General features: G+C 70.3%; 15 protein-coding genes. 10 read left to right on the top strand and 5 right to left on the bottom strand.

The genetic code is table 11. The annotated features are described in order from the left end of the window. The first annotated feature begins 21 nt into the window (after positions 1-21). From recN to HG543_RS02515, 3 genes are all read left to right on the top strand, one after another. Entirely contained in the window at positions 22-1,767 is a 1,746-nt protein-coding gene (gene recN, locus HG543_RS02525) for a DNA repair protein RecN (protein ID WP_169343025.1), read from the top strand. 60 nt (positions 1,768-1,827) lie between these two features. Beyond that, positions 1,828-2,625, top strand: coding sequence for a Stp1/IreP family PP2C-type Ser/Thr phosphatase (locus tag HG543_RS02520; protein ID WP_169343024.1), 798 nt, complete (start codon positions 1,828-1,830; stop codon positions 2,623-2,625). 224 nt (positions 2,626-2,849) lie between these two features. Further along, complete coding sequence (locus tag HG543_RS02515; RefSeq protein WP_169343023.1) at positions 2,850-3,767, top strand: peptidoglycan DD-metalloendopeptidase family protein; 918 nt, start codon at positions 2,850-2,852, stop codon at positions 3,765-3,767. A 106-nt stretch (positions 3,768-3,873) separates the two neighbouring features. On the opposite strand, the gene HG543_RS02510 is transcribed toward HG543_RS02515, so the two are convergent. Together HG543_RS02510 and rlmM are read right to left on the bottom strand one after the other, a co-directional pair. Beyond that, complete coding sequence (locus HG543_RS02510; protein ID WP_169343022.1) at positions 3,874-4,581, bottom strand: nucleotidyl cyclase domain-containing protein; 708 nt, start codon at positions 4,579-4,581, stop codon at positions 3,874-3,876. Positions 4,582-4,623: 42 nt separating this feature from the next. Continuing rightward, positions 4,624-5,646 carry a 23S rRNA (cytidine(2498)-2'-O)-methyltransferase RlmM gene (gene rlmM, locus HG543_RS02505; RefSeq protein WP_169343021.1) on the bottom strand — a complete coding sequence of 341 codons (1,023 nt, stop codon included), beginning with the start codon at positions 5,644-5,646 and terminating at the stop codon, positions 4,624-4,626. A 434-nt stretch (positions 5,647-6,080) separates the two neighbouring features. Here rlmM and secA point away from each other — a divergent pair, with 434 nt between their 5' ends. From secA to HG543_RS02475, 6 genes are all read left to right on the top strand, one after another. Then, positions 6,081-8,909, top strand: coding sequence for a preprotein translocase subunit SecA (gene secA / locus HG543_RS02500; RefSeq protein ID WP_169343020.1), 2,829 nt, complete (start codon positions 6,081-6,083; stop codon positions 8,907-8,909). Between the two features lie 403 nt (positions 8,910-9,312). Continuing rightward, positions 9,313-10,299, top strand: a complete 987-nt coding sequence (gene rpsB / locus HG543_RS02495; protein WP_169343019.1) for a 30S ribosomal protein S2 — start codon at positions 9,313-9,315, stop codon at positions 10,297-10,299. Between the two features lie 151 nt (positions 10,300-10,450). Beyond that, the gene (gene tsf, locus HG543_RS02490; RefSeq protein ID WP_169343018.1) at positions 10,451-11,104 is read left to right on the top strand and encodes a translation elongation factor Ts; all 654 of its coding nucleotides are present in this window, start codon (positions 10,451-10,453) and stop codon (positions 11,102-11,104) included. A 216-nt stretch (positions 11,105-11,320) separates the two neighbouring features. After that, a complete protein-coding gene (gene pyrH / locus HG543_RS02485) occupies positions 11,321-12,073 on the top strand; it encodes a UMP kinase (protein WP_169343017.1) in 753 nt (250 codons plus the stop codon). A gap of 46 nt (positions 12,074-12,119) precedes the next feature. Further along, positions 12,120-12,677, top strand: a complete 558-nt coding sequence (gene frr, locus HG543_RS02480) for a ribosome recycling factor (protein ID WP_169343016.1) — start codon at positions 12,120-12,122, stop codon at positions 12,675-12,677. Then, a complete protein-coding gene (locus tag HG543_RS02475) occupies positions 12,677-13,801 on the top strand; it encodes a diguanylate cyclase (protein WP_169343015.1) in 1,125 nt (374 codons plus the stop codon). The genes frr and HG543_RS02475 overlap by 1 nt, the downstream gene beginning before the upstream one ends. Here the strand turns inward: HG543_RS02475 and cyaY are convergent. Beyond that, entirely contained in the window at positions 13,789-14,121 is a 333-nt protein-coding gene (gene cyaY / locus HG543_RS02470) for an iron donor protein CyaY (protein ID WP_169343014.1), read from the bottom strand. The genes HG543_RS02475 and cyaY overlap by 13 nt on opposite strands. 13 nt (positions 14,122-14,134) lie before the next feature. Continuing rightward, on the bottom strand, positions 14,135-14,629 hold the full coding sequence (locus HG543_RS02465; RefSeq protein WP_169343013.1) for a SixA phosphatase family protein: 495 nt from the start codon (positions 14,627-14,629) through the stop codon (positions 14,135-14,137). Between the two features lie 186 nt (positions 14,630-14,815). Here HG543_RS02465 and HG543_RS02460 point away from each other — a divergent pair, with 186 nt between their 5' ends. After that, positions 14,816-15,484, top strand: a complete 669-nt coding sequence (locus tag HG543_RS02460; RefSeq protein WP_169343012.1) for a hypothetical protein — start codon at positions 14,816-14,818, stop codon at positions 15,482-15,484. 25 nt (positions 15,485-15,509) lie between these two features. Here the strand turns inward: HG543_RS02460 and HG543_RS02455 are convergent, their stop codons facing one another. Then, the gene (locus HG543_RS02455; RefSeq protein ID WP_169343011.1) at positions 15,510-19,289 is read right to left on the bottom strand and encodes an FAD-dependent oxidoreductase; all 3,780 of its coding nucleotides are present in this window, start codon (positions 19,287-19,289) and stop codon (positions 15,510-15,512) included. Positions 19,290-19,461: the final 172 nt, after the last annotated feature.

Raw genomic sequence — 19,461 nt, 5'->3', positions numbered from 1 at the left:
TACGGACCACGGAGGGCGCGCGTGCTGCTGGGTCTTCGGATCTCGAACGTGGCGGTGATCGAGGAGGTGGAGGTGGCGTTCGGAGCCGGCCTCACCGTCCTCACAGGTGAAACAGGTGCGGGCAAGTCCATCCTCGTGGATGCACTGGGCCTGCTGCTCGGCGGGCGGGCCGATGCGGACGTCATCCGCGCCGGCTGCGAGGAGGCCTCCGTCGAGGGGGTCTTCGCGCGCACGCCGGCATTGGGTACGCGCCTGGAGGAATTGGGGCTGCCGGACCTCGGGGAGGAGGTACTGGTGCGCCGGGTGCTCGGCCGCACCGGTCGGGGCAAGGTGTACGTCAATGGCGCCCTCGTGACGGTGGGCGTGCTGTCGAAGCTCACGCGGGGCGCGGTGGACATCGCCGGCCAGCACGAGCACGTCAGCCTCTTCGACTCGGGGCTGCACCGCGTCCTGCTGGACCGGTACGGCGCCCTGGACGAGGTGCTGGCGAACTACTTCGGTGAGTACCAGGCGCTGCGCGAGGTGGACGCGCGCATGGACGCGCTCGGGGGCGACGAGGCGAAGGTGCGCGAGCGCGCCGAGTTCCTGCGCTTCCAGCTGGACGAAATCTCCAAGCTGGACCCGGAGCCCGGCGAGGACTCGCGGCTGGACGCGGAGCGCAAGCGGCTGGGCAGCGCCGAGAAGCTCAAGCGCCACGCCTCCGAGGCGGAGCTGCTGGTGTCCGGCGAGGAGCAGTCCGCCGTGGAGACGGTGAGCCGCGCGCTGGGGCTGGTGCATGACGCCGTGAAGACGGACGCCACGCTGGCGCCGGTGGCGCAGGCGCTGAGCACGGCCCTGTCCGAGCTGGAGGAGGCGCAGCGCAAGCTCAACCGGTACGTGGAGGGGCTGGAGTCGGACCCCTCGCGGCTGGCGGACGTGGAGGAGCGGCTGGACGCGCTCAAGCGCCTGTGCCGCAAGCACGGCACGCACCTGGACGGGCTGCTGAAGAAGCGCGGCGAAATCGAGACCGAGCTCGGCACGCTGGAGAACCGCAAGGAGGTGCTGGAGGAGCTGGCCGCGGAGCGCCGCCGGGTGGAGGAGCGTGCCCGCAAGGCCGCCGCCGTGCTGTCGCGCAAGCGCTCGGAGAGCGCGGTGGAGTTCGCCGCGCAGGTGCGCGAGGGCCTGGGCGGGCTGGCCATGGGCAAGGCCGCCTTCGAGGTGCGGGTGACGCCGGGCGAGACGCTGCGGCCGGACGGCGCGGACGAGGTGGAGTTCTTCTTCAGCGCCAACCCCGGCGAGCCGGCGCGCCCCCTGGCCAAGGTGGCCTCCGGTGGTGAGGCGAGCCGCCTGCTCCTGGCCCTCAAGCGGGCCCTGGCGGATAGCGACGGCTGCGGCTGCTACATCCTGGACGAGGCGGACGCGGGCGTCAGCGGCGCCATCGCGGACGTGGTGGGGCGGATGATTCGGGAGGTGAGCAGCCACCGTCAGGTGCTCTGCATCACCCACCTGCCGCAGGTGGCGGCCTACGCGGACGCCCACCTGCTCATCCGCAAGAGCGTCAAGGGCGAGCGCACCGTGTCCGAGGTGGTGGTCCTGGAGGCCGGGACGGAGCGCACGCGTGAGCTGGCGCGGATGATGTCCGGCGTCGAGGTGACGCGCGAGGCGCTGGGGGCCGCCGAGGCCCTGGTGCGCTCGGCCCACCGGGCCGCCGGGACGCCTGGACCCCGGGCCCGCCGGGAGACCGGCCCGGAGGGGACCCCCCGGGGTCGCCTCCGACGCACTGCGTGATGAACACCGGGAGCATCCGTGTCCTTGCCCCATCCCTGGCACTCACATAGCATCCGGGGTGTGTCCAGCACCGCAGGGCAGACCGCGGCCTCCCGCCATAAAATCGTCTCCGCCGGCCTGACGGACGTCGGGCGCAAGCGCAATCACAATGAGGACAGCTTCCTTATTGATGATGAGCTGCAGCTCTATGTCGTAGCGGACGGCATGGGCGGCCACGCGGGGGGCGGCACCGCCTCCCGCATCGCCGTGGAAACCATCGACAAGGAGATGCGGCGCGCCCGGGAAGGGAAGGACAACCCCTTCCTCTCGGTGCCGAACCTCCAGGACTCGCCCATTCCCGAGTCCTTGCGCACCGCCGTGGAGAAGGCGTGCCTCGCCATCTTCACGGCCGCCCAGGAAGACGCGCGGCTGTCCGGCATGGGCACCACCGTCATCTCCCTGGTGGTGCGGGACGAGCACGCCTTCTTCGCCCACGTGGGCGACAGTCGCGCCTACCTCATCCGCGGTGACCTCATCCAGCAGATCTCCGAGGACCACTCCCTGGTCAACGAGCAGATCAAGGCCGGGATGATCACCCCCGAGGAGGCCAAGCACTCCCGCTACAAGAACATCATCACCCGCTCCGTCGGCTTCGAGGAGGAGGTGCAGGTGGACGTCATGGGGCTGGTGTCGGAGCCCGGCGACGTCTTCCTCCTGTGCTCGGACGGCCTCGCGAACATGCTCGAGGACCGTGAAATCCACGAGGCGGTGACGAAGACGCGGGCGTTCGAGGAAGTTCCCAAGCGGCTCATCGACCTCGCCAACGAGCGGGGCGGGGACGACAACATCACCGTCATCGTGGTGCGCGTCGAAGCCTGAGGTCGGCAGCCCTCACGGGACGTGGCCAATAGCCTTCCCTGCGGGTCTGTTGACCTTGACACTCTTGGAATGCGAATGGTAGCTGCCCCAACGTTTCCAACGCTGGCGAAATGCCGCTGGGAGACGGAGCCGGGGTGGGGAGTGGCGGGGGGAGGTGTTGCGCGGAAGCAAGCGACTTAGCTTCTGGCGCCAGAAGTCCCACGCAAGAGCAGGGGAGCGGTCCCGTGGCGAAAAAGTCCTTCACACTGATGGTGATCCCGGACCATGACGCGCCGGTGAAGCGGTACACCATCCAGCGGTCCTTCCTCGTGCAGGTGGGGATGGGGCTGATGTTGGTGGTGGGACTGGCGGCGGGCGCGAGCATCCACTACTTCCAGGTGGCCGCGGACGCGTCGGAGAACCGCATCCTCCGCGAGGAGAACCTGACGCTCCGCTCGCAGCTCAAGTCGGTGCGCGAGCGCATCGAGCACATCGGCAGCACGCTGGACCGCGTGGAGCGGTTCGACCAGAAGCTGCGCGCGATTACCCTCCTGTCGGACCCGCAGCGCAACCTGGCCATGGGCCCCACGCAGCCCGAGGCGGGCACCACGGCGCCGACGACGGACACCCAGTTCACCCAGCTGACCACGACGGAGACGCCCAAGGCGCTCCTGGGCCGGTTGGACCGGCTGAGCGCGGAGGCCACCCGTCAGGAGCAGAGCCTCCAGGAGCTGCAGGCGTACTTCCAGGACCAGAAGTCGATGCTGGCCTCCACGCCGTCCGTGTGGCCCGCGCGCGGCTGGGTGACGAGCGATTTCGGCTCGCGTCTGGACCCGTACACCGCCGACCGCGTCATGCACGCGGGCATCGACATCGCGGCGCCGCACGGCAAGGAGGTCTACTCGCCGTCGGACGGCACGGTGGTGTTCGCCGGCCTCGAGGGTGGGTACGGCAACGTGCTCGTCATCGACCACGGCTACGGCATCAAGACGCGCTACGGCCACCTGGCGAAGATGCTGGTGAAGGCGGGCGACAAGGTGAAGCGCGGCTCGCTCATCGCCGCGGTGGGCAACACCGGCCGCTCCACCGGCCCGCACCTCCACTACGAGGTCCGCGTCAACGGCATCCCGCAGAACCCGCGCAAGTTCATCCTCGAGGAGTAGGACGGCGAGGAGGACGGCGCGGAAGTGCCCCGCGCCCGGCCCCGGAAGCAGGCCCCGAAGGGCCTCCCGGTGTGGCGGGCGCGGGAAGGCGGGCCCGAGCACCCCTTTAGAGCGTGCCGGGCCCGGGAACGAACCCATCCAGGCGAAGGCGCCGGCGCTGCAGTCCCCGCGCGCGCCCGGTGCGCACCATGACGTGGGTGCGCTCCAGCTCGGCCCACACCAGCGGCCCCAGCACCTGCCAGTGCGAGGGCGCGTCCACCGTCAGCTCCAGCAGGCTCACCGTCCACGCGGGGACGTCCGCGTCGGGCGTGCCCTCGGGCAGCACGCGGCGCACGTCCTTCGCGAGCCGCTCGGCGGTGGGGACGTCCAGGTCCTCGCGCACGGTGAGCTGGGAGGTGGGCACCAACAGCGCGGCGAGACAGTCCGCGTGCAGGCGCAGCACCTTGGCGCCCGGGTACTGCGCGGCGAGGGACTCGGCCGTGGCGCGCAGCACGGCGTCGCCGGTGGGGAAGCCGAAGCGCGCGTTGACGTGAATCATCCCCTTCACGTCGGCGATGACGGCGCCCACGCGCCAGCCGTCGTGGTGGGCGTGCGTGGACAAATCGTACTCCTCCTTGAGGAGGCTGCCCTGGGTGAGGGCGGGCACCTGGAGCGCGCCCGTCTTCGCGTCGGGGTGGCCGCGGCGGGCCTGTTCGGCCTGGAGGAGCACCTCCACGGCGGCCTGCACGGGCGCGTCCCGGTGGCGCTGGAGCACCCACGGATTCAAAGCGACGAGGGCGGTGGCGGTGGCTTCATCGAGCACGTAGGAGGACATGGCGCCCCTTGTGTAGCGCGCCTTCCGCCCTGGCGCAGGGGCTCACTTCATCCGGTGGGCCGTCACCGTCACCTCGTCCCGGTCATGGTAGAGCTGCCGGACGGTGAGGCCCTCCCAGCCTCCCTCCTCTCGCAGCGTGTGGCGCACGCGCAGCAGCACGGGGTTCTTGTCCTTCATGGGCAGCTTGATGTTGGCCACCAGGTGCCGCACCCAGCCCTTGCGGCCCCACTTCGCCAGCAGCTGCGCCACCTCCAGCGGGCGCCATGCCATGTCGCAGAAGAGCCAGTCCACGGGCTCCTCGGGCGCGTAGGAGAAGGCGCTCTCCTGCACGTGCTGGACGCGGCGGTTGGCGGCCAGCTCGGGCATCAGCTTCGCCGGGTCCACGGCAATCACTCGCGCCCCCCGCGCCACCAGCCGCTGCGTCCACCCGCCCGGCGCCGCGCCCAGATCCACGCAGACGTCGCCCCGGCCGGGCTCGAAGGCCAGCCCGTCCAGCGCCTCCTCCAGCTTCATGGCCGCGCGGGACGGGGACTCGCCCGCGCGCTTCATGCGCCGCCGTCCGCCCGCGGCCAGCGACAGCGCCTCGCGCGCGGGCACCGCCCCCACCACCGTCACCCCGTCCGGCGCCACGCAGAGGCCGACGAGCAGGGCGCCCGCCTCGCGCGCCCGCTGCGCGTCGTCCAGCAGCCGCTCCGAGGGAAGGCGAGCGCGCACCGCCGCCTCCAGCGCCTCCGCGGGCGCCGTCAGCGTGTTTCCCCGCGGCGTGTCCGGGGTGAAGGCCTGCACCACCCGGGGCCCACGGCCGGGCAGGGCCATCACCGCCCGGGCCGCCTCCTCCGCCGTCTCCTCGGGCGTCCTGCCCGTGAGGGAGGTCACCACGCGGTAGCCGGCGCGGGCGAAGGCGGGCGGGGGAGACGGAACGTCCTCGCTCTCCACCAGCGCCTCGCCCAGCAGGCGGGGGTTCGCGCCCGCCCACTCCAGCTCCTCGTAGAGGTGGGGCTCGAAGCCGGCCCGGCAGGTCCACAGCCAGTGCCCCGGCCGGGCGGCGAGCGTCTGTGCGGGCATGGGTGGCACGCGGGCCCGGGGTGGGACCCGGGGAGCGGGCGGCGCGGCCCGTGCAGGAGCCCCGCCTCCAGGGCCCTGCCGGCCACCCGTGCCAGCGCCGTGCCGGCCTCCGGGACCAGGGGCCTGCCGGCCTCCGGAACCAGGGGCCTGCCGGCCGCCAGGGCCGGAGCGTCCCTTGGACGGGCCCGGGCGTTCAGGGTGACGGGAAGTGCGTGGCGGAGAAGGACGGCCGGGCCTGCGGCGTTGATTTCGCGTAGGGGACATTGCGTGCGCTCGGTTCCGCTTTACTCTGAGCCGCTGCGTGGTGGGTGACCGGCCGAGTGGAAGTTTCGGCGGTTGCACGTGGTTTCCAACCGTTCCCCCCTTACACCTCCTGGGATTTCCCTTCACTCGCCGCCGTCCTTCGAGGATTCTCCGGCGAGAGAGCCGACCGAATGATCGAATGGACGCTGAAGAAACTCATCGGGACCAAGAATGAGCGCGAGCTCAAGAAGGCCCATGGGAAGGTAGCGCGGGTCAACGAGCTGGAAACCCGGATGCGGGCCCTCAAGGACGAGGACTTCGCCGGGGAGACGGCCCGCATGCGGCAGGAAGTGCAGAACGGCCGGTCGCTGGACGACCTGCTGTTCGAGGCCTTCGCCCTCACCCGCGAGGCGGCGCGCCGCGTCATCGGCCAGCGCCACTACGACGTGCAGCTCATCGGCGGCATGTTCCTCCACGAGGGGTGCATCGCGGAGATGCGCACCGGTGAAGGCAAGACGCTGACGGCGACGCTGCCCACGTACCTCAACGCGCTGTCCGGCCGTGGCGTGCACGTGGTGACGGTGAACGACTACCTCGCCCGCCGCGACGCGGAGTGGATGGGGCGCGTCTACCGCTTCCTGGGCATGACGACGGGCTGCGTGCTGCACGAGCTGACGGACAAGCAGCGGCAGGAGGCGTACCGCGCGGACATCACGTACGGCCAGAACAACGAGTTCGGCTTCGACTACCTGCGCGACAACATGAAGTTCCGCCTGCAGGACTACGTCCAGCGCGAGCTGAACTACGCCATCGTCGACGAGGTGGACTCCATCCTCATCGACGAGGCGCGCACCCCGCTCATCATCTCGGGCCCCACCGAGGACACCACGGACAAGTACTACCGGGTGGACCAGGTCATCCCCGGGCTGGTGCCGGACCAGGACTACACCCTGGACGAGAAGCACCGCTCCGTGTCCCTCACCGACGAGGGCATCGAGAAGCTCCAGAAGCGGCTGGGCGTCTCCAACCTGTACGCGCCGGGGGAGATTGAGATGCTCCACCACGTGGACCAGGCCCTGCGCGCGCACACGCTCTACAAGCGCGACAAGGACTACGTCGTGAAGGACGGCGAGGTCGTCATCGTCGACGAGTTCACCGGCCGTCAGATGCCGGGCCGCCGCTGGTCCGACGGCCTCCACCAGGCCATCGAGGCCAAGGAGGGCGTGAAGATCGAGAACGAGAACCAGACGCTGGCGACCATCTCGTTCCAGAACTACTTCCGCATGTACTCCAAGCTGTCCGGCATGACGGGCACCGCCGACACCGAGGCGGAGGAGTTCGCGAAGATCTACAACCTCGACGTCCGCGTCATCCCCACCAACCGTCCGGCCATCCGCAAGGACCTGCAGGACGTGGTGTACAAGACGGAGCGCGAGAAGTTCGAGGCGGTGGCGGCGCAGATTGAAGAGCTGCACAAGGCGGGTCAGCCGGTGCTCGTGGGCACGGTGTCCATCGCCAAGAGCGAGGTGGTGTCCACCTTCCTCAAGAAGCGCGGCATCCCCCACAACGTCCTCAACGCCAAGCAGCACTCGCGCGAGGCGGACATCGTCGCGCAGGCGGGCCGCAAGGGCGCGGTCACCATCTCCACCAACATGGCCGGCCGCGGCACGGACATCCTCCTGGGCGGCAACGCGGAGGTGCTCGCCAAGGCCTCCATGGGCCCGCCGCCGGAGCCGCCCACCGAGGCCCCGGAAGGGCAGCCGCTGGACCTGACGGGCTATGAGCAGGCCCTGGCGGACTGGGAGAAGCAGCTCGCCGAGACGAAGGCGAAGCTCGAGGAGCAGACGAAGAAGGAGCGCGAGGAGGTGATGACGGCCGGAGGTCTGTTCATCATCGGCACCGAGCGCCACGAGTCGCGCCGCGTGGACAACCAGCTGCGTGGCCGCGCCGGCCGCCAGGGTGACCCGGGCGCCAGCCGCTTCTTCCTGTCGCTCGAGGACGACCTGATGCGCATCTTCGGGTCCGAGCGCATCCAGGGCCTGATGGAGCGGCTGGGCATGCAGGAGGGCGAGGTCATCGAGCACGTGTGGCTGTCGCGTGCGATTGAGGGCGCCCAGAAGCGCGTCGAGGGCCACAACTTCGACATCCGCAAGAACCTGCTCGAGTACGACGACGTGATGAACCAGCAGCGGCGCACCATCTACAAGCTGCGCCGCCAGGTCCTCGCCGCCGGGGCGGGCATCCCCCTGGTGGAGTACACCGAGGACCCCAAGACGCGCGTGAAGAGCCGCTCCGAGCAGATGGTGAGCTGGGCGGACTTCCGCGAGATGGTGCTGGACGCCATGGAGGACGTCATCGTGTCCCTCACGGACACGTACGCGCCCACCAAGGGCGTGGACGGCTGGGACATGGAGGCGCTCCAGAACGGCGTGAAGGAGACCTTCAACCTGGAGATGGGCTTCGAGGGCGTGGGCAGCCGCGAGGAACTCCAGGAGCACGTCTACAAGGCCGCCGAGAAGGTCTTCCTCTCCCGCGAGGAGGAGTTCGGCGAGAACTTCCTGCGCTTCCTCCAGTACAACTACCTGGCCACCATCGACCGGCTCTGGAAGGACCACCTGCTGGCCATGGACCACCTGCGCCAGGGCATCGGCCTGCGTGGCTACGGCCAGAAGGACCCGAAGCAGGAGTACAAGAAGGAGGGCTACCAGGGCTTCATCCAGATGCTCGGCGCCATCAAGGCGCAGTTCATCACCCAGATGATGCAGGTGCAGCCCCGCTCGTCCTCCAACGCGGCCGAGGAGGCCGCCCGCATCCAGCGCCAGCTCGCCCAGCAGCAGAAGCGGGCGGTGGAGGGGCGTGGCACCACGGACGGCAAGCTGGACGAGGCGTCCGTCGCCGCCACGGCCCGGCCCCAGGCCGCCAAGGCCGACAAGCCGCCGGTCGGCCGCAACGACCCCTGCCCGTGCGGCAGCGGCCGCAAGTACAAGAAGTGCCACGGCGCCGCGGAGGCCAGCGTCTAGGACGCGGGCCCACCCACAGCGTCATGGCAGGACGCCGGCGCGGCGTCGCTCCCCACCCGGGAGCGGCGGTCGCGCCGGTGGTCTTTCCGGGGACCGGGCGCTCCCAGCGGGCCCCAACCGCACGGATGTGGGGCAGGCGGGCGGACACGGGCCGTCCGGGGTGTGACGGGCAGTGCCGTGAAGCTTGCGCCGCGCGGAGGGGTTCTGTTAAGGACCCCCCGCCCTCGGTATGGGGTAGGGGAGTCGTTCACCCCAGGCAGTCAGCAGCAACCACTACACACACGCTCGTGCCGGTCGCCGGTGCTTCCGTGGGTGGAGGGCCTCTCCTCGGAGGGGGACTCTCCCGCGGTCGTCACGACTGGAAGCTTGGCGGGCGTGGCGGAACAACCGGAGAGAGAATCACATGGAGACGCAGGATACGCAGACGCAGCAGCAGGCGATGGCCGCCGCCGGTGGCATCACGATGAGGCAGCTCCTGGAGGCCGGCGTTCACTTCGGCCACCAGACGAAGCGCTGGAACCCGAAGATGAAGCCCTACATCTTCGGCGCCCGCAACGGCATCTACATCATCGACCTGCAGAAGACGGTCAACATGGCCCGCGCGGCGTTCCGCTTCGTGGCGGACGTCACCTCGCGCGGTGGCTCGGTGCTGTTCGTCGGCACCAAGAAGCAGGCGCAGGACGTCATCCGCGAGGAGGCGACGCGCGCCGGTCAGTTCTTCGTCACCAGCCGCTGGCTGGGTGGCACGCTGACCAACTTCAAGACCATCAAGCAGGGCATCGACCGCCTGAAGACCCTGGAGAAGATGGCCGCGGACGGCACCTTCGAGCTCCTTCCCAAGAAGGAAGTCGCGGCGCTGGAGCGTGAGCGCGAGAAGCTCGAGAAGAACCTGGGCGGCGTGAAGGAGATGTCGAAGCTGCCCCGCTGCGTCTTCGTCATCGACCCGAAGAAGGAGCACATCGCCATCCACGAGGCCAGCCGCCTGGGCATCCCCGTGATTGGCCTGGTGGACACCAACTGCGACCCGGACGGCATCGACTTCGTCATCCCGGGCAACGACGACGCCATCCGCTCCATCAAGCTCTTCACGTCGAAGATCGCCGAGGCCTGCCTCGAGGGCGCCGCCCGCTACCGCGCCTCTGGCGCCGCCGAGCGCGACGAGCAGGAGGAGCGCGAGGGCCGTGACGACCGCGGTGACCGCCGTGACGACCGCCGGGGCCCGCGCCGTGGCGACCGCGGCGACCGCCGGGGTGGCGACCGTGACCGGGGTGGTGACCGCGGCGGCGAGCGCCGTGGTCCCCTCGTGGAGATGAAGGGCGCCCCTGTCGCCGCCGAGCCGTCCGCCGAGGGCGGCGGCGAGGGCGGCGGCGAGGAGACGGCGGCCGAGTAGCCGTCCCTTCCTCTCCCAAGCTTCTGGTCGGCCGGGTGGCGAAGTCCGCGACCCGGCCGTCCTGTTTCCCGTGTACCGCAGTATCCCTTTTCAACCCTGATGCTCCGCCCGGCGCGCCGCGCCCCTGGTGAGGCGGAGGCTGGAGAAGAACATGGCCGAGGTCAGCGCCCAGATGGTGAAGGAGCTCCGCGAGAAGACCGGCGCGGGCATGATGGACTGCAAGAAGGCGCTCGCCGAGAGCGGCGGCGACTTCGCGAAGGCCGAGGAGTGGCTTCGCAAGAAGGGCATCGCCAAGGCCGGCGCCAAGGGTGACCGCGTGGCGGCCGAGGGCATCATCGGCACCTACGTGCACGGTGGCCGCATCGGCGTGCTCGTGGAGGTCAACTGCGAGACGGACTTCGTCGCCCGCAACGAGGACTTCCAGGCCCTGGTGAAGGACGTGGCCATGCACATCGCCGCGGCCACCCCCCTGTTCGTCCGCCGCGAGGAGGTTCCCACCGAGAACCTCGACAAGGAGCGGGAGATCGAGCGCGAGCTGCTGAAGCAGCAGGGCAAGCCCGAGGCGATGCTGGACAAGATCCTCGTCGGGAAGATGGAGAAGTACTACGAGCGCGTGTGCCTCGTGGACCAGCCCTGGGTGAAGGACGACAAGAAGAAGGTCGGTGAGATGGTCACCGAGCGCGCCGCGAAGATTGGCGAGAAGATCTCCATCCGCCGCTTCGCCCGCTTCGTCGTCGGCGAGGGCATCGAGAAGAAGAAGGACGACCTCGCCGCCGAGGTCGCCAAGCAGCTCGGCCAGAAGTAGTCCTCCCCGCCCGTCCGCCATGGACGGTGGGGCATGAAGGCCGGTAGCGCACAGAGGGCCGCGCGCACGGGGCTCCCCGACTGGGGGACCGGGCGACGCGGCCCTCGCCTTTGCGGGCCGCCCCCCGGCCCGGGCGATTGCCAGCGGACGATGTGGGGCCCGGGGCCCGACTCGGGCGTTGATCGTGCGCGGGACGGGGGATAGAAGCGGACGCGCATGTCCTCCGACACCAAGAGCCCCCTCCGTTACAAGCGCATCCTCCTCAAGCTCTCGGGCGAGGCCCTGATGGGCGAAGGAAAGTACGGCATCCACCCGCCCACGCTCGCCGGTATCGCCGAAGAGGTCATCGAAGTGGCGCAGGCTGGCGTGGAGGTGGCCCTCGTCATCGGCGGAGGCAACATCTTCCGCGGCGTGGCCGGCGCCACCGAGGGCATGGACCGCGCCAGCGCGGACTACATGGGGATGCTGGCCACCTGCATCAACTCCATGGCCATGCAGGACGCGCTGGAGAAGAAGGGCGTGCACACGCGCGTGCTGTCCGCCATCAAGATGGAGCAGATCGCCGAGCCCTACATCCGCCGGCGCGCGGTGCGCCACCTGGAGAAGGGCCGCGTCGTCATCTTCGCCGCGGGCACCGGCAACCCGTACTTCACCACCGACACCGCCGCCTCCCTGCGCGCCATGGAAATCAACGCGCAGGTCATCCTGAAGGCGACGAAGGTGGATGGCATCTACAACGCGGACCCGAAGAAGGACCCCGCCGCGCGCCGCTACAAGACGCTGACGTACATGGACGTGCTGAAGCAGAACCTCAACGTGATGGACTCCACGGCCATCTCGCTGTGCATGGACAACAAGCTGCCCATCATCGTCTTCGACCTGACCGTGCGCGGGAACATCCGCCGCGCGGTGCTGGGCGGCGGTGAGATTGGTACGCTGGTGGGTGGGACGGAGACGGCCTGGGCCTGAAGCGCCCGAGTCCGCGCCGCTGGAAAGCACTCAAGGAGAGACCACAATGAGTGGAGACGTCGTCACCGAACTGAAGGGCCGCATCGACAAGACGCTCGAGGACCTGCGCCGGGATTTGACCAAGGTGCGCACCGGGCGCGCGAGCATCTCCATCCTCGACGGCATCCGGGTGGACTACTACGGCACCCCCACGCCCCTGTCCGGCGTGGCCAGCGTCAACGCCCCGGAGCCCCGGCTCATCACCATCAAGCCGTGGGAGAAGAGCGTCCTGAAGGAAATCGAGAAGGCGCTGCGCGAGGCCAACCTCGGCATCAACCCGATGAACGACGGCGAGATGATTCGCCTGCCCTTCCCGCCGCTCACCGAGGAGCGCCGCAAGGAAATCGCGAAGCAGGTGAAGACGAAGGGTGAGGACCACAAGGTCGCCATCCGCAACATCCGCCGCGACGCCAACGAGGCGCTGAAGACGCAGCTGAAGGACAAGAAGATCACCGAGGACGACCACAAGCGCATCACCGAGCAGGTCCAGAAGCAGACCGACGCCGGCATCGCCCAGGTGGACGACATCGTGAAGAAGAAGGAGAAGGAGGTCATGGAGGTCTGATGTCCTTCGTGCTCCTGGCCGAGCCCTCCGCTCCAGTGGCGGGCGTGTTGCGCCGCTACCTGGAAGGGGCCGGCCACGAGGTGTCCTGGGTGGGCACCCTCGACGACGCCCTGCGCGCGGCGCGGGAGCGCCCGCCCGCCGTGGTGCTGGCGTCCGGAGCCGGGCCCCTGGACGGCGAGGCGCTGTGCCGCGGGCTGAAGGCCCAGGGCGCCTCGCCGCCGGTGCTCCTGGTGTATCCCCCGGACGAGGAGCAGGCGGACCTGCGCGCCGCGGACGCGGGCGCGGACGGCTGCCTGGTGGGCCCCCTCAAGCGCCCCAACGTACTCACCTGCGTGTCGCTCCTGGTGCAGCGCGAGCAGGCCCGGGGCCTCGCGTCCGGAATGGCTCCCGTGGCGCCCGGCGCGGCCCCCGGAGTTCCCGCGGTTGGCGGGGCCCTGGCGGCCTCCAGCATGGCCCCGGCGGCGCCCGTCCTCGCCCGGCCCAGCGGCTCCTTTCCCCCCGTGCCCTCGCGGGCCTCCGGCTTCGCCATCACCCCGGTTCCGGGCACGCTGACCGTCGTGGAGCCCGAGGGCGGCCGCCGGCCCAGCCGCCCGGACCTTCCGGCGGCGGGGGCGTCGTCCCCGGACTTCGAGTTCCTCAAGCGGCTGATGCTGATGGAGGTGAAGCGCAGCCGGCGCTACCGCTACCCCATCGCCGTGCTGCTGGTGGAGTTGGACGGCTTCGCCGAGCGGTCCGCGTCCGTGGCTCCGGCCGCCCGCACGGCGGTGCTGGCCGAGGCGCTGGGGCTCCTGGTGGCGGGCGTGCGCGACATCGACGTGGCGGTGCCCTTCGCGGACAGCCGCTTCGTCGTCTTCCTCCCGCACACCCCGCGCTCCGGCGCGCTGGTGGTGGCCGAGCGGCTGCGCGAGCGCATCTCCGGCCTCAAGGGGCTTCCAGGCACCAGCGCCTCGGTGGGCGTGGCCGTGTCCGAGCCGCCCGGCGGCAAGGGCGCGCCGTCGGCCAGCCAGGCCCAGGTGAGCTTCGGGAGCCTCCTGAAGGAGGCGGGCGAGGCGCTGCGCCGCGCGCAGGCGGCCGGGGGCAACCGGGTGGAGCCCGCGGCGGGCGGGCGGCCTCAGCCGGCGTAGCTGAAGTCCACGCCGCTGATGTCGTGGACCACGTCGGCGACGAAGGAGAACAGCTCCAGGCCCCGGCCCTTGTCGTCCTTCCAGGTGCTGGTGGACGCGTCGTAGTCGAAGTGGATGCCCTGGCCGCGCCCGGCCACCCAGATTTGCCTCACGGCGCGCTGGGTGTTGACGATGCACTTCTCCCGGGAGCGGGCGGTGAGCGTCACCATGTCGCCCGTGCTCTCGGCTTCCAGGATGTCCGGGTCGATGGCGTCCGCCGCCGCCATGATGCGGCGGAAGGCGGCGGAGGCGAGCTGGTTGTAGCGGGCTTCGTCCATCATGGCCGCGGGGGCCTCACTGGATGACGTCGAGCACCTGCTGGCCAGGGGCCGCGTAGAACAGGAACTTCATCTGCGGCGTCTCCCCGTCGGTGCGCTCCAGGGCGATGACGGTGCCCGGGTTGACCGGCTTGGGGAAGGACTGCATGCCCAGCAGGTGGGCCGCCAGCGCGCCCATGGAGGGCTGGTGCCCCACGAGCACCAGGTTCTGGTCCATGTGCTCCGTCAGGACGGGCTCCACCGCGCCCACCGGCATGTCCGGCAGCAGGCAGCGGTGCACCTTCAGCAGACCCTCGTGCTTCGCCACGAAGGACAGAATCTGCGCCGTCTGAACCGTGCGAACCAGCGGGCTGGTCAGGATGAGGCCCAGCGGGCCCATGCGCTCCGCCAGCGACGCGAAGTGCTGAGCGGTATTGGCGCGGGCCTTGGCGGTGAGCGCGCGAGCCTCGTCGCCGAGACCCTCGGGGATCTCCGCGTCCGCATCGCCGTGCCTAACCAGGAAAATCCTCAAAGTCCCTCCACCGCTTTCGACAGGACCGCGGTTCGTACACGAGCGCGGCCCGGTTGGTCAAAGGTAATGCGGCGATTGTTCAGTGGCCGGAACAACCCCGCCATGACAGAGAGGGAAGGGAGTCGCCGCCCGCCGCGCAAGTGGGGGAGAAGCTCGGCGACGCCAGCCCGTCTGGAGGAGAACGCAATGCGCAAGGTGCTGTGCGGACTGTGGGTACTGCTGGCCTTCTCGGCTTGTAAGAAGGAGGAGGCGGCATCCCGTCCGGCACCCGAGCAGGCGGACGGGGCCCTCGCCGGCGGCCCGGAGGCAGGGGAGGGGGAGGCGGGCCCGTACGTGGTGACGAAGGAGAAGCTGGACGCGTACGTGGGGTACCAGCGACAGATGCTGGAGGTGTACGGCTCGATGCTGAAGGGGCTGCACAACCTGGGGGCCCTGGTGGACGCGGGCACGCCGGAGGCGGCGGCGTCCGCGCGGGCGGGGCTGAAGGTGGTGGAGGCCAAGGCGAAGGCGGAAGCCGAGGCGCGCGTGGCGTCGGGCCTGAGCGAGGCGGACGTCAACGGCATCGCCGAGGTGGTGACGGCCGTCATCAGCCAGCGGCAGCTCGGGCGCACGCTCCAGTACGAGGAGGAGCTGAAGAAGCTGGAGGCGCTCCAGGCGAAGCTGCCCCCCGAGCAGCAGGAGGGGCTGGCCGCCCAGGTGGCCTCCATGCGGCGCCAGGTGGAGTCCTTCGAGAAGCTGGCCGACGCCCGGCGCGAGTACGGCGACGCCAACGTGGACGTCGTCCTCACCCGCGAGGAGGACCTGGTGCGGAACTACCAGGAGATGCTCCGGGTCTTCACCGGCACGCGCCGCTGAAGACCCGGGAGCCTGCCGGCCCGGCTCAGACGCGCTTGAGGTGCGGCGCCTTCTTGAGCAGCTGCGCCAGGAACACGTCGGCGACCTTCTCCATGACGGTGTTGCCGCGCAGGCGCTGGCGCAGGTTGACGAAGTCCACCTGGTCCAGCCGCTGGTCCTGGTTGTAGCAGGAGAAGACCCACGTCTCCTTGCCGGTGAGCGGGTCCACGTGCCGCTGGAGGCACTGGGCGCAGATCTCCTTCATCATGCACTGCATCGGCGAGTTGATGGAGCCGATGGCCTCGTGCCCGGGCTTGAGGTGCGGCTGGAGCACGCCGTGCCGCGCCTCGGCCACCGCGCGCATCATCCCGTCCGAGCCGATGGCGATGATGCGGTCCACCTCGGACAGGGAGATGATGGGCGCGGGGCCCAGCTTGTTCTGTGCGTAGGCCAGCATGGCCTGCACCACGTTGCCCCGGAAGCCCGAGTCCTGCGGGCGGCGCGGCTCGATGATGTCGCCGCCGTCCACCGACCAGATGATCTGGTCCGTGCCGGCTTCAATCTCGTCGCGCTTGAAGGAGTCCGTCTTCTGCCGGTAGCCGGCGAAGTAGACGACGCGGCAGCCGGCCGCCTTGAGCGAGCGGGCGATGGAGAAGAGCACCGCGTTGCCGAGGCCGCCGCCCACGAGGACGACGGTCTCGTTGTGGCCAATCTCCGTGGGCGCGCCGGTGGGGCCCATGAGGACGACGGGCTCGCCGGGGCGCAGCGCGGCGCACAGGCGCGAGGACGAGCCCATCTCCAGGACGATGGTGCCCATCAGCCCCTTCTCCTTGTCCACCCACGCGCCGGTGAGGGCCAGGCCCTCCATGGTGAGGCGCATGCCGTCCACCACGGGCGCGGTCCGCTCGAAGTTCTGCAGGCGGTAGAACTGGCCGGGCGAGAAGTGGCTGGCGGCGAAGGGCGCGCGCACCACCACCTCCACAATCGTGGGCGTCAGGCGGTTGACGGCGACGACGGTGGCGCTGAAGGCGTCATCCAGCTTCGAGAAGTGCGCGGCGCGCTGCTCGTCGCGCCGGGCCTGGGCCAGCTCGTCGTGGAAGTCGAGCGCGGCCACTTCCTTCGCGTACAGGCGCGCCACCTCGGGGTGGCCGTCCTTGGCGCTGGCCATGGCCTTCACCACGTTGCCCGCGTAGGCGGGGTGGTTGTCGCCGTAGAAGGAGATGAAGCGGCCGTCCTTCCGGTACGACGTGAAGAAGCCCGCCTTCGCGCCCGGGTCCTCCTTGGCCGCCACGGGCTTGAGGGCGAAGCCGTCCCCGTCTTCCACCAGCTCGTGGCCCTGGAAGTACTCGCCGCGGGAGTCGAGCTGGAAGGTGCCCGGGTACTCCTTCTCGTACGTGACGTTGGGGGACGTGCCGGCGGCGACGCACACCGTGCGCGCGGGCAGCTCGAAGAACTGGCCGCTGCCCTTCAGCTTGCCGTCCACCGTCACCATGCGCTCGAAGCGCAGGGCGCGCACCGCGCCGGAGGCGTCCGGCAGGGCCTCCACCGGGCTCATGCGCTCGATGAAGCGGATGCCCTCCTCCAGCGCCTTCGTCACCTCCTCGTGGTTGAGGCGGTAGGCGGGGGACTCGGTGAGGCCGCGGCGGTAGACGAGGCTCACGCCGCCCCAGGCGCGCACCAGCTTGATGAAGTCCGGGCTGCGGCCTTCCGCCTGGGCCTTCTCGCGCTCGGCGCGCACGGCGCGGCCGTGCTCGAGGAACGTCTGGTAGGTGGCGCGCTCCTCCGCGTCGAGGCGGGCCAGCACGGCCTCCTCGCCAATCTCCGCCACCAGCTTCTCGTGGCGGGCGAGCGTCTTCTCCACCTGCACCGGGTAGTACGCCATCAGCTCGGTGGCGGTGTCGATGCCGGTGAGGCCGCCACCGATGACGATGGCGGGCAGCTGCACCTGGAGGTTGGCCAGCGAGTCCTTCTTGAAGGCGCCGGTGAGCTGGAGCGCCATGAGGAAGTCGCTCGCCTTGCGGATGCCCCGGATGAGGTTGTTCTTCATCCCGATGATGGTGGGGCGCCCGGCGCCGGCGGCGATGGCGATGTGGTCGAAGCCCAGCTCCCACGCGTCGTCGATGGTGAGCGTGCCCCCGAAGCGCACGCCGCCGAAGATGCGGAAGCCCTCGCGGCGCGCCAGCGTCAGGTGGATGAGCGTGAGGAAGTTCTTGTCCCAGCGCACGGTGATTCCGTACTCGGACACGCCGCCGAAGCCCTCCAGCACGCGCTCGTCCAGCTCGTTGGTGAGCGCGGACCAGTCGCGGATGGGACGCAGGGGGCGGCCGTTGCGGCCCACGAGGTCATCCGGGAAGGGCTCAATCTTGAGGCCGTCCACGCCGGTGACGGCGAAGCCCTCGTTGAGGAGGTAGTGCGACAGCGTGTAGCCGGCGGGGCCGAGGCCCACCACCAGCACGTTGCGGCCCGTGTAGGGCAGGGCGTACGGGCGGCGGACGTTGAGCGGGTTCCACCGGGTGAGCAGCCCGTAGATTTCGAAGCCCCAGGGCAGCGCCAGCACGTCCGTGAGGGTGGCCGTCTCCGCCAGGGGGATGTTCACCGGCTCCTGCTTCTGGAAGATGCAGGCCTTCATGCAGTCATTGCAGATGCGGTGGCCGGTGCCCGGGCACATCGGGTTGTCCAGCGTCACCATGGCCAGCGCGGCCACGGAGTTGCCCTCGCGCTTGAGGGCGTGCGCCTCGGAGATGCGCTCGTCGAGCGGGCACCCGTTGAGGGGGATGCCCAGCGGGTTCTTCTTGTAGGTGTGCCCCTCGGCCACCGGGTCCTTCGCGGGGAAGCCCTTGGAGCACGAGTCCTTCGAGCGCTCGTGGCAGATGACGCAGTAGTCCACCTCGTTCATCACGTCGCGCTGGGTGCCCCGGCGGTCGGTGAGCTTGAATCCGTCGCGGTGGCGCAGGTGGTGCTCCAGGCCCTCCGTCACCTCGGGCAGCTCCGCGTCCGGGCGCTTGAGCTGGACGAGCTGGTCGAACACCAGCGGCTTGGGGATGCGGTGCGTGGGCCAGGCGTGGAAGAGCTCCTTCGTCTCCGGGTGCAGGGCGCGCGCGTACGTCCAGCGGTCCGCCAGGGACAAGAGGGCGCGGACGGCCTGGAGCTCGGCGGCGTCGTCGCCGTGGGTGACGAGGCTGGAGCCGAACGCGTCACGGGCCTCCTGCGTGGACACGAGCACGGCGCGCAGCGCGGCCCAGCGGGCGCGCAGGGCCTCCGCCTGGGGCTGCAGCTCCGGGGGGAGGCTGCCGGAGAACAGGCGCTCCAGGTCCATCAGCAGGAGGATGGACTCGGCGAGGCCTCGCTCCAGGTCGCCGCTGGCCACGGCCTCGGGGAAGCCCAGGCTCATCAGCAGGCGCATGCGCGCGTCGAGCGAGGGGAACTCGGCGAGGGTGGGGCGGTCCGCGGCGCCCTTCTTGAAGACGCGGCGGGTGATGAACTCGCGCTTGAAGTCGAAGAGGGGCAGCTCGCCACGCTGCCGGCCGGCCAGGCCCTCCAGCTCCGCCTCGACTCCGAAGAGCTTCCCGACGAAGCGCGACACGTGGCGGGCCACGCGGATGAGCACGTCCGACTCGGCCGGCCCGGTGAGGCTCGTGCCGCCGGACTTGCGGTACGCGTCATAGGCCCGGAACAGCTCGGGGTCGTTCTCGGCGAGCTGCGCGTCGAAACGCTCCGAGAGCCGGCGCAGGCCGCGCGGGCGGTAGAGGTCCTCGAAGGTGAAGCCCGGCAGGCCCAGGGTCAGCGAGGGGGTGGGGTCGGAGGGCAGGTCGGTCAAGGCGCGCATATCACTGAAGGTGTGGGAGGAACCTGGAGGAACGGCCCCCGGGCGGGGCCTATTTCGCGGGCAGTCGCCCGGAAAGCAAGCGGGCTCGGCTCCCGTCGTGACGGGGGCCAATGGGACCGATTGGCCCCGCTGCGGTTGTAACGCGTCGGGACCACGTAGGCATACTCCCCCC

It is taken from the genome of Pyxidicoccus fallax (genome assembly GCF_012933655.1).
Classification (GTDB): domain Bacteria; phylum Myxococcota; class Myxococcia; order Myxococcales; family Myxococcaceae; genus Myxococcus; species Myxococcus fallax.
The sequence above is the reverse complement of the archived record's forward strand: the minus strand, read 5'-3'. Positions and strand labels throughout refer to the sequence as shown.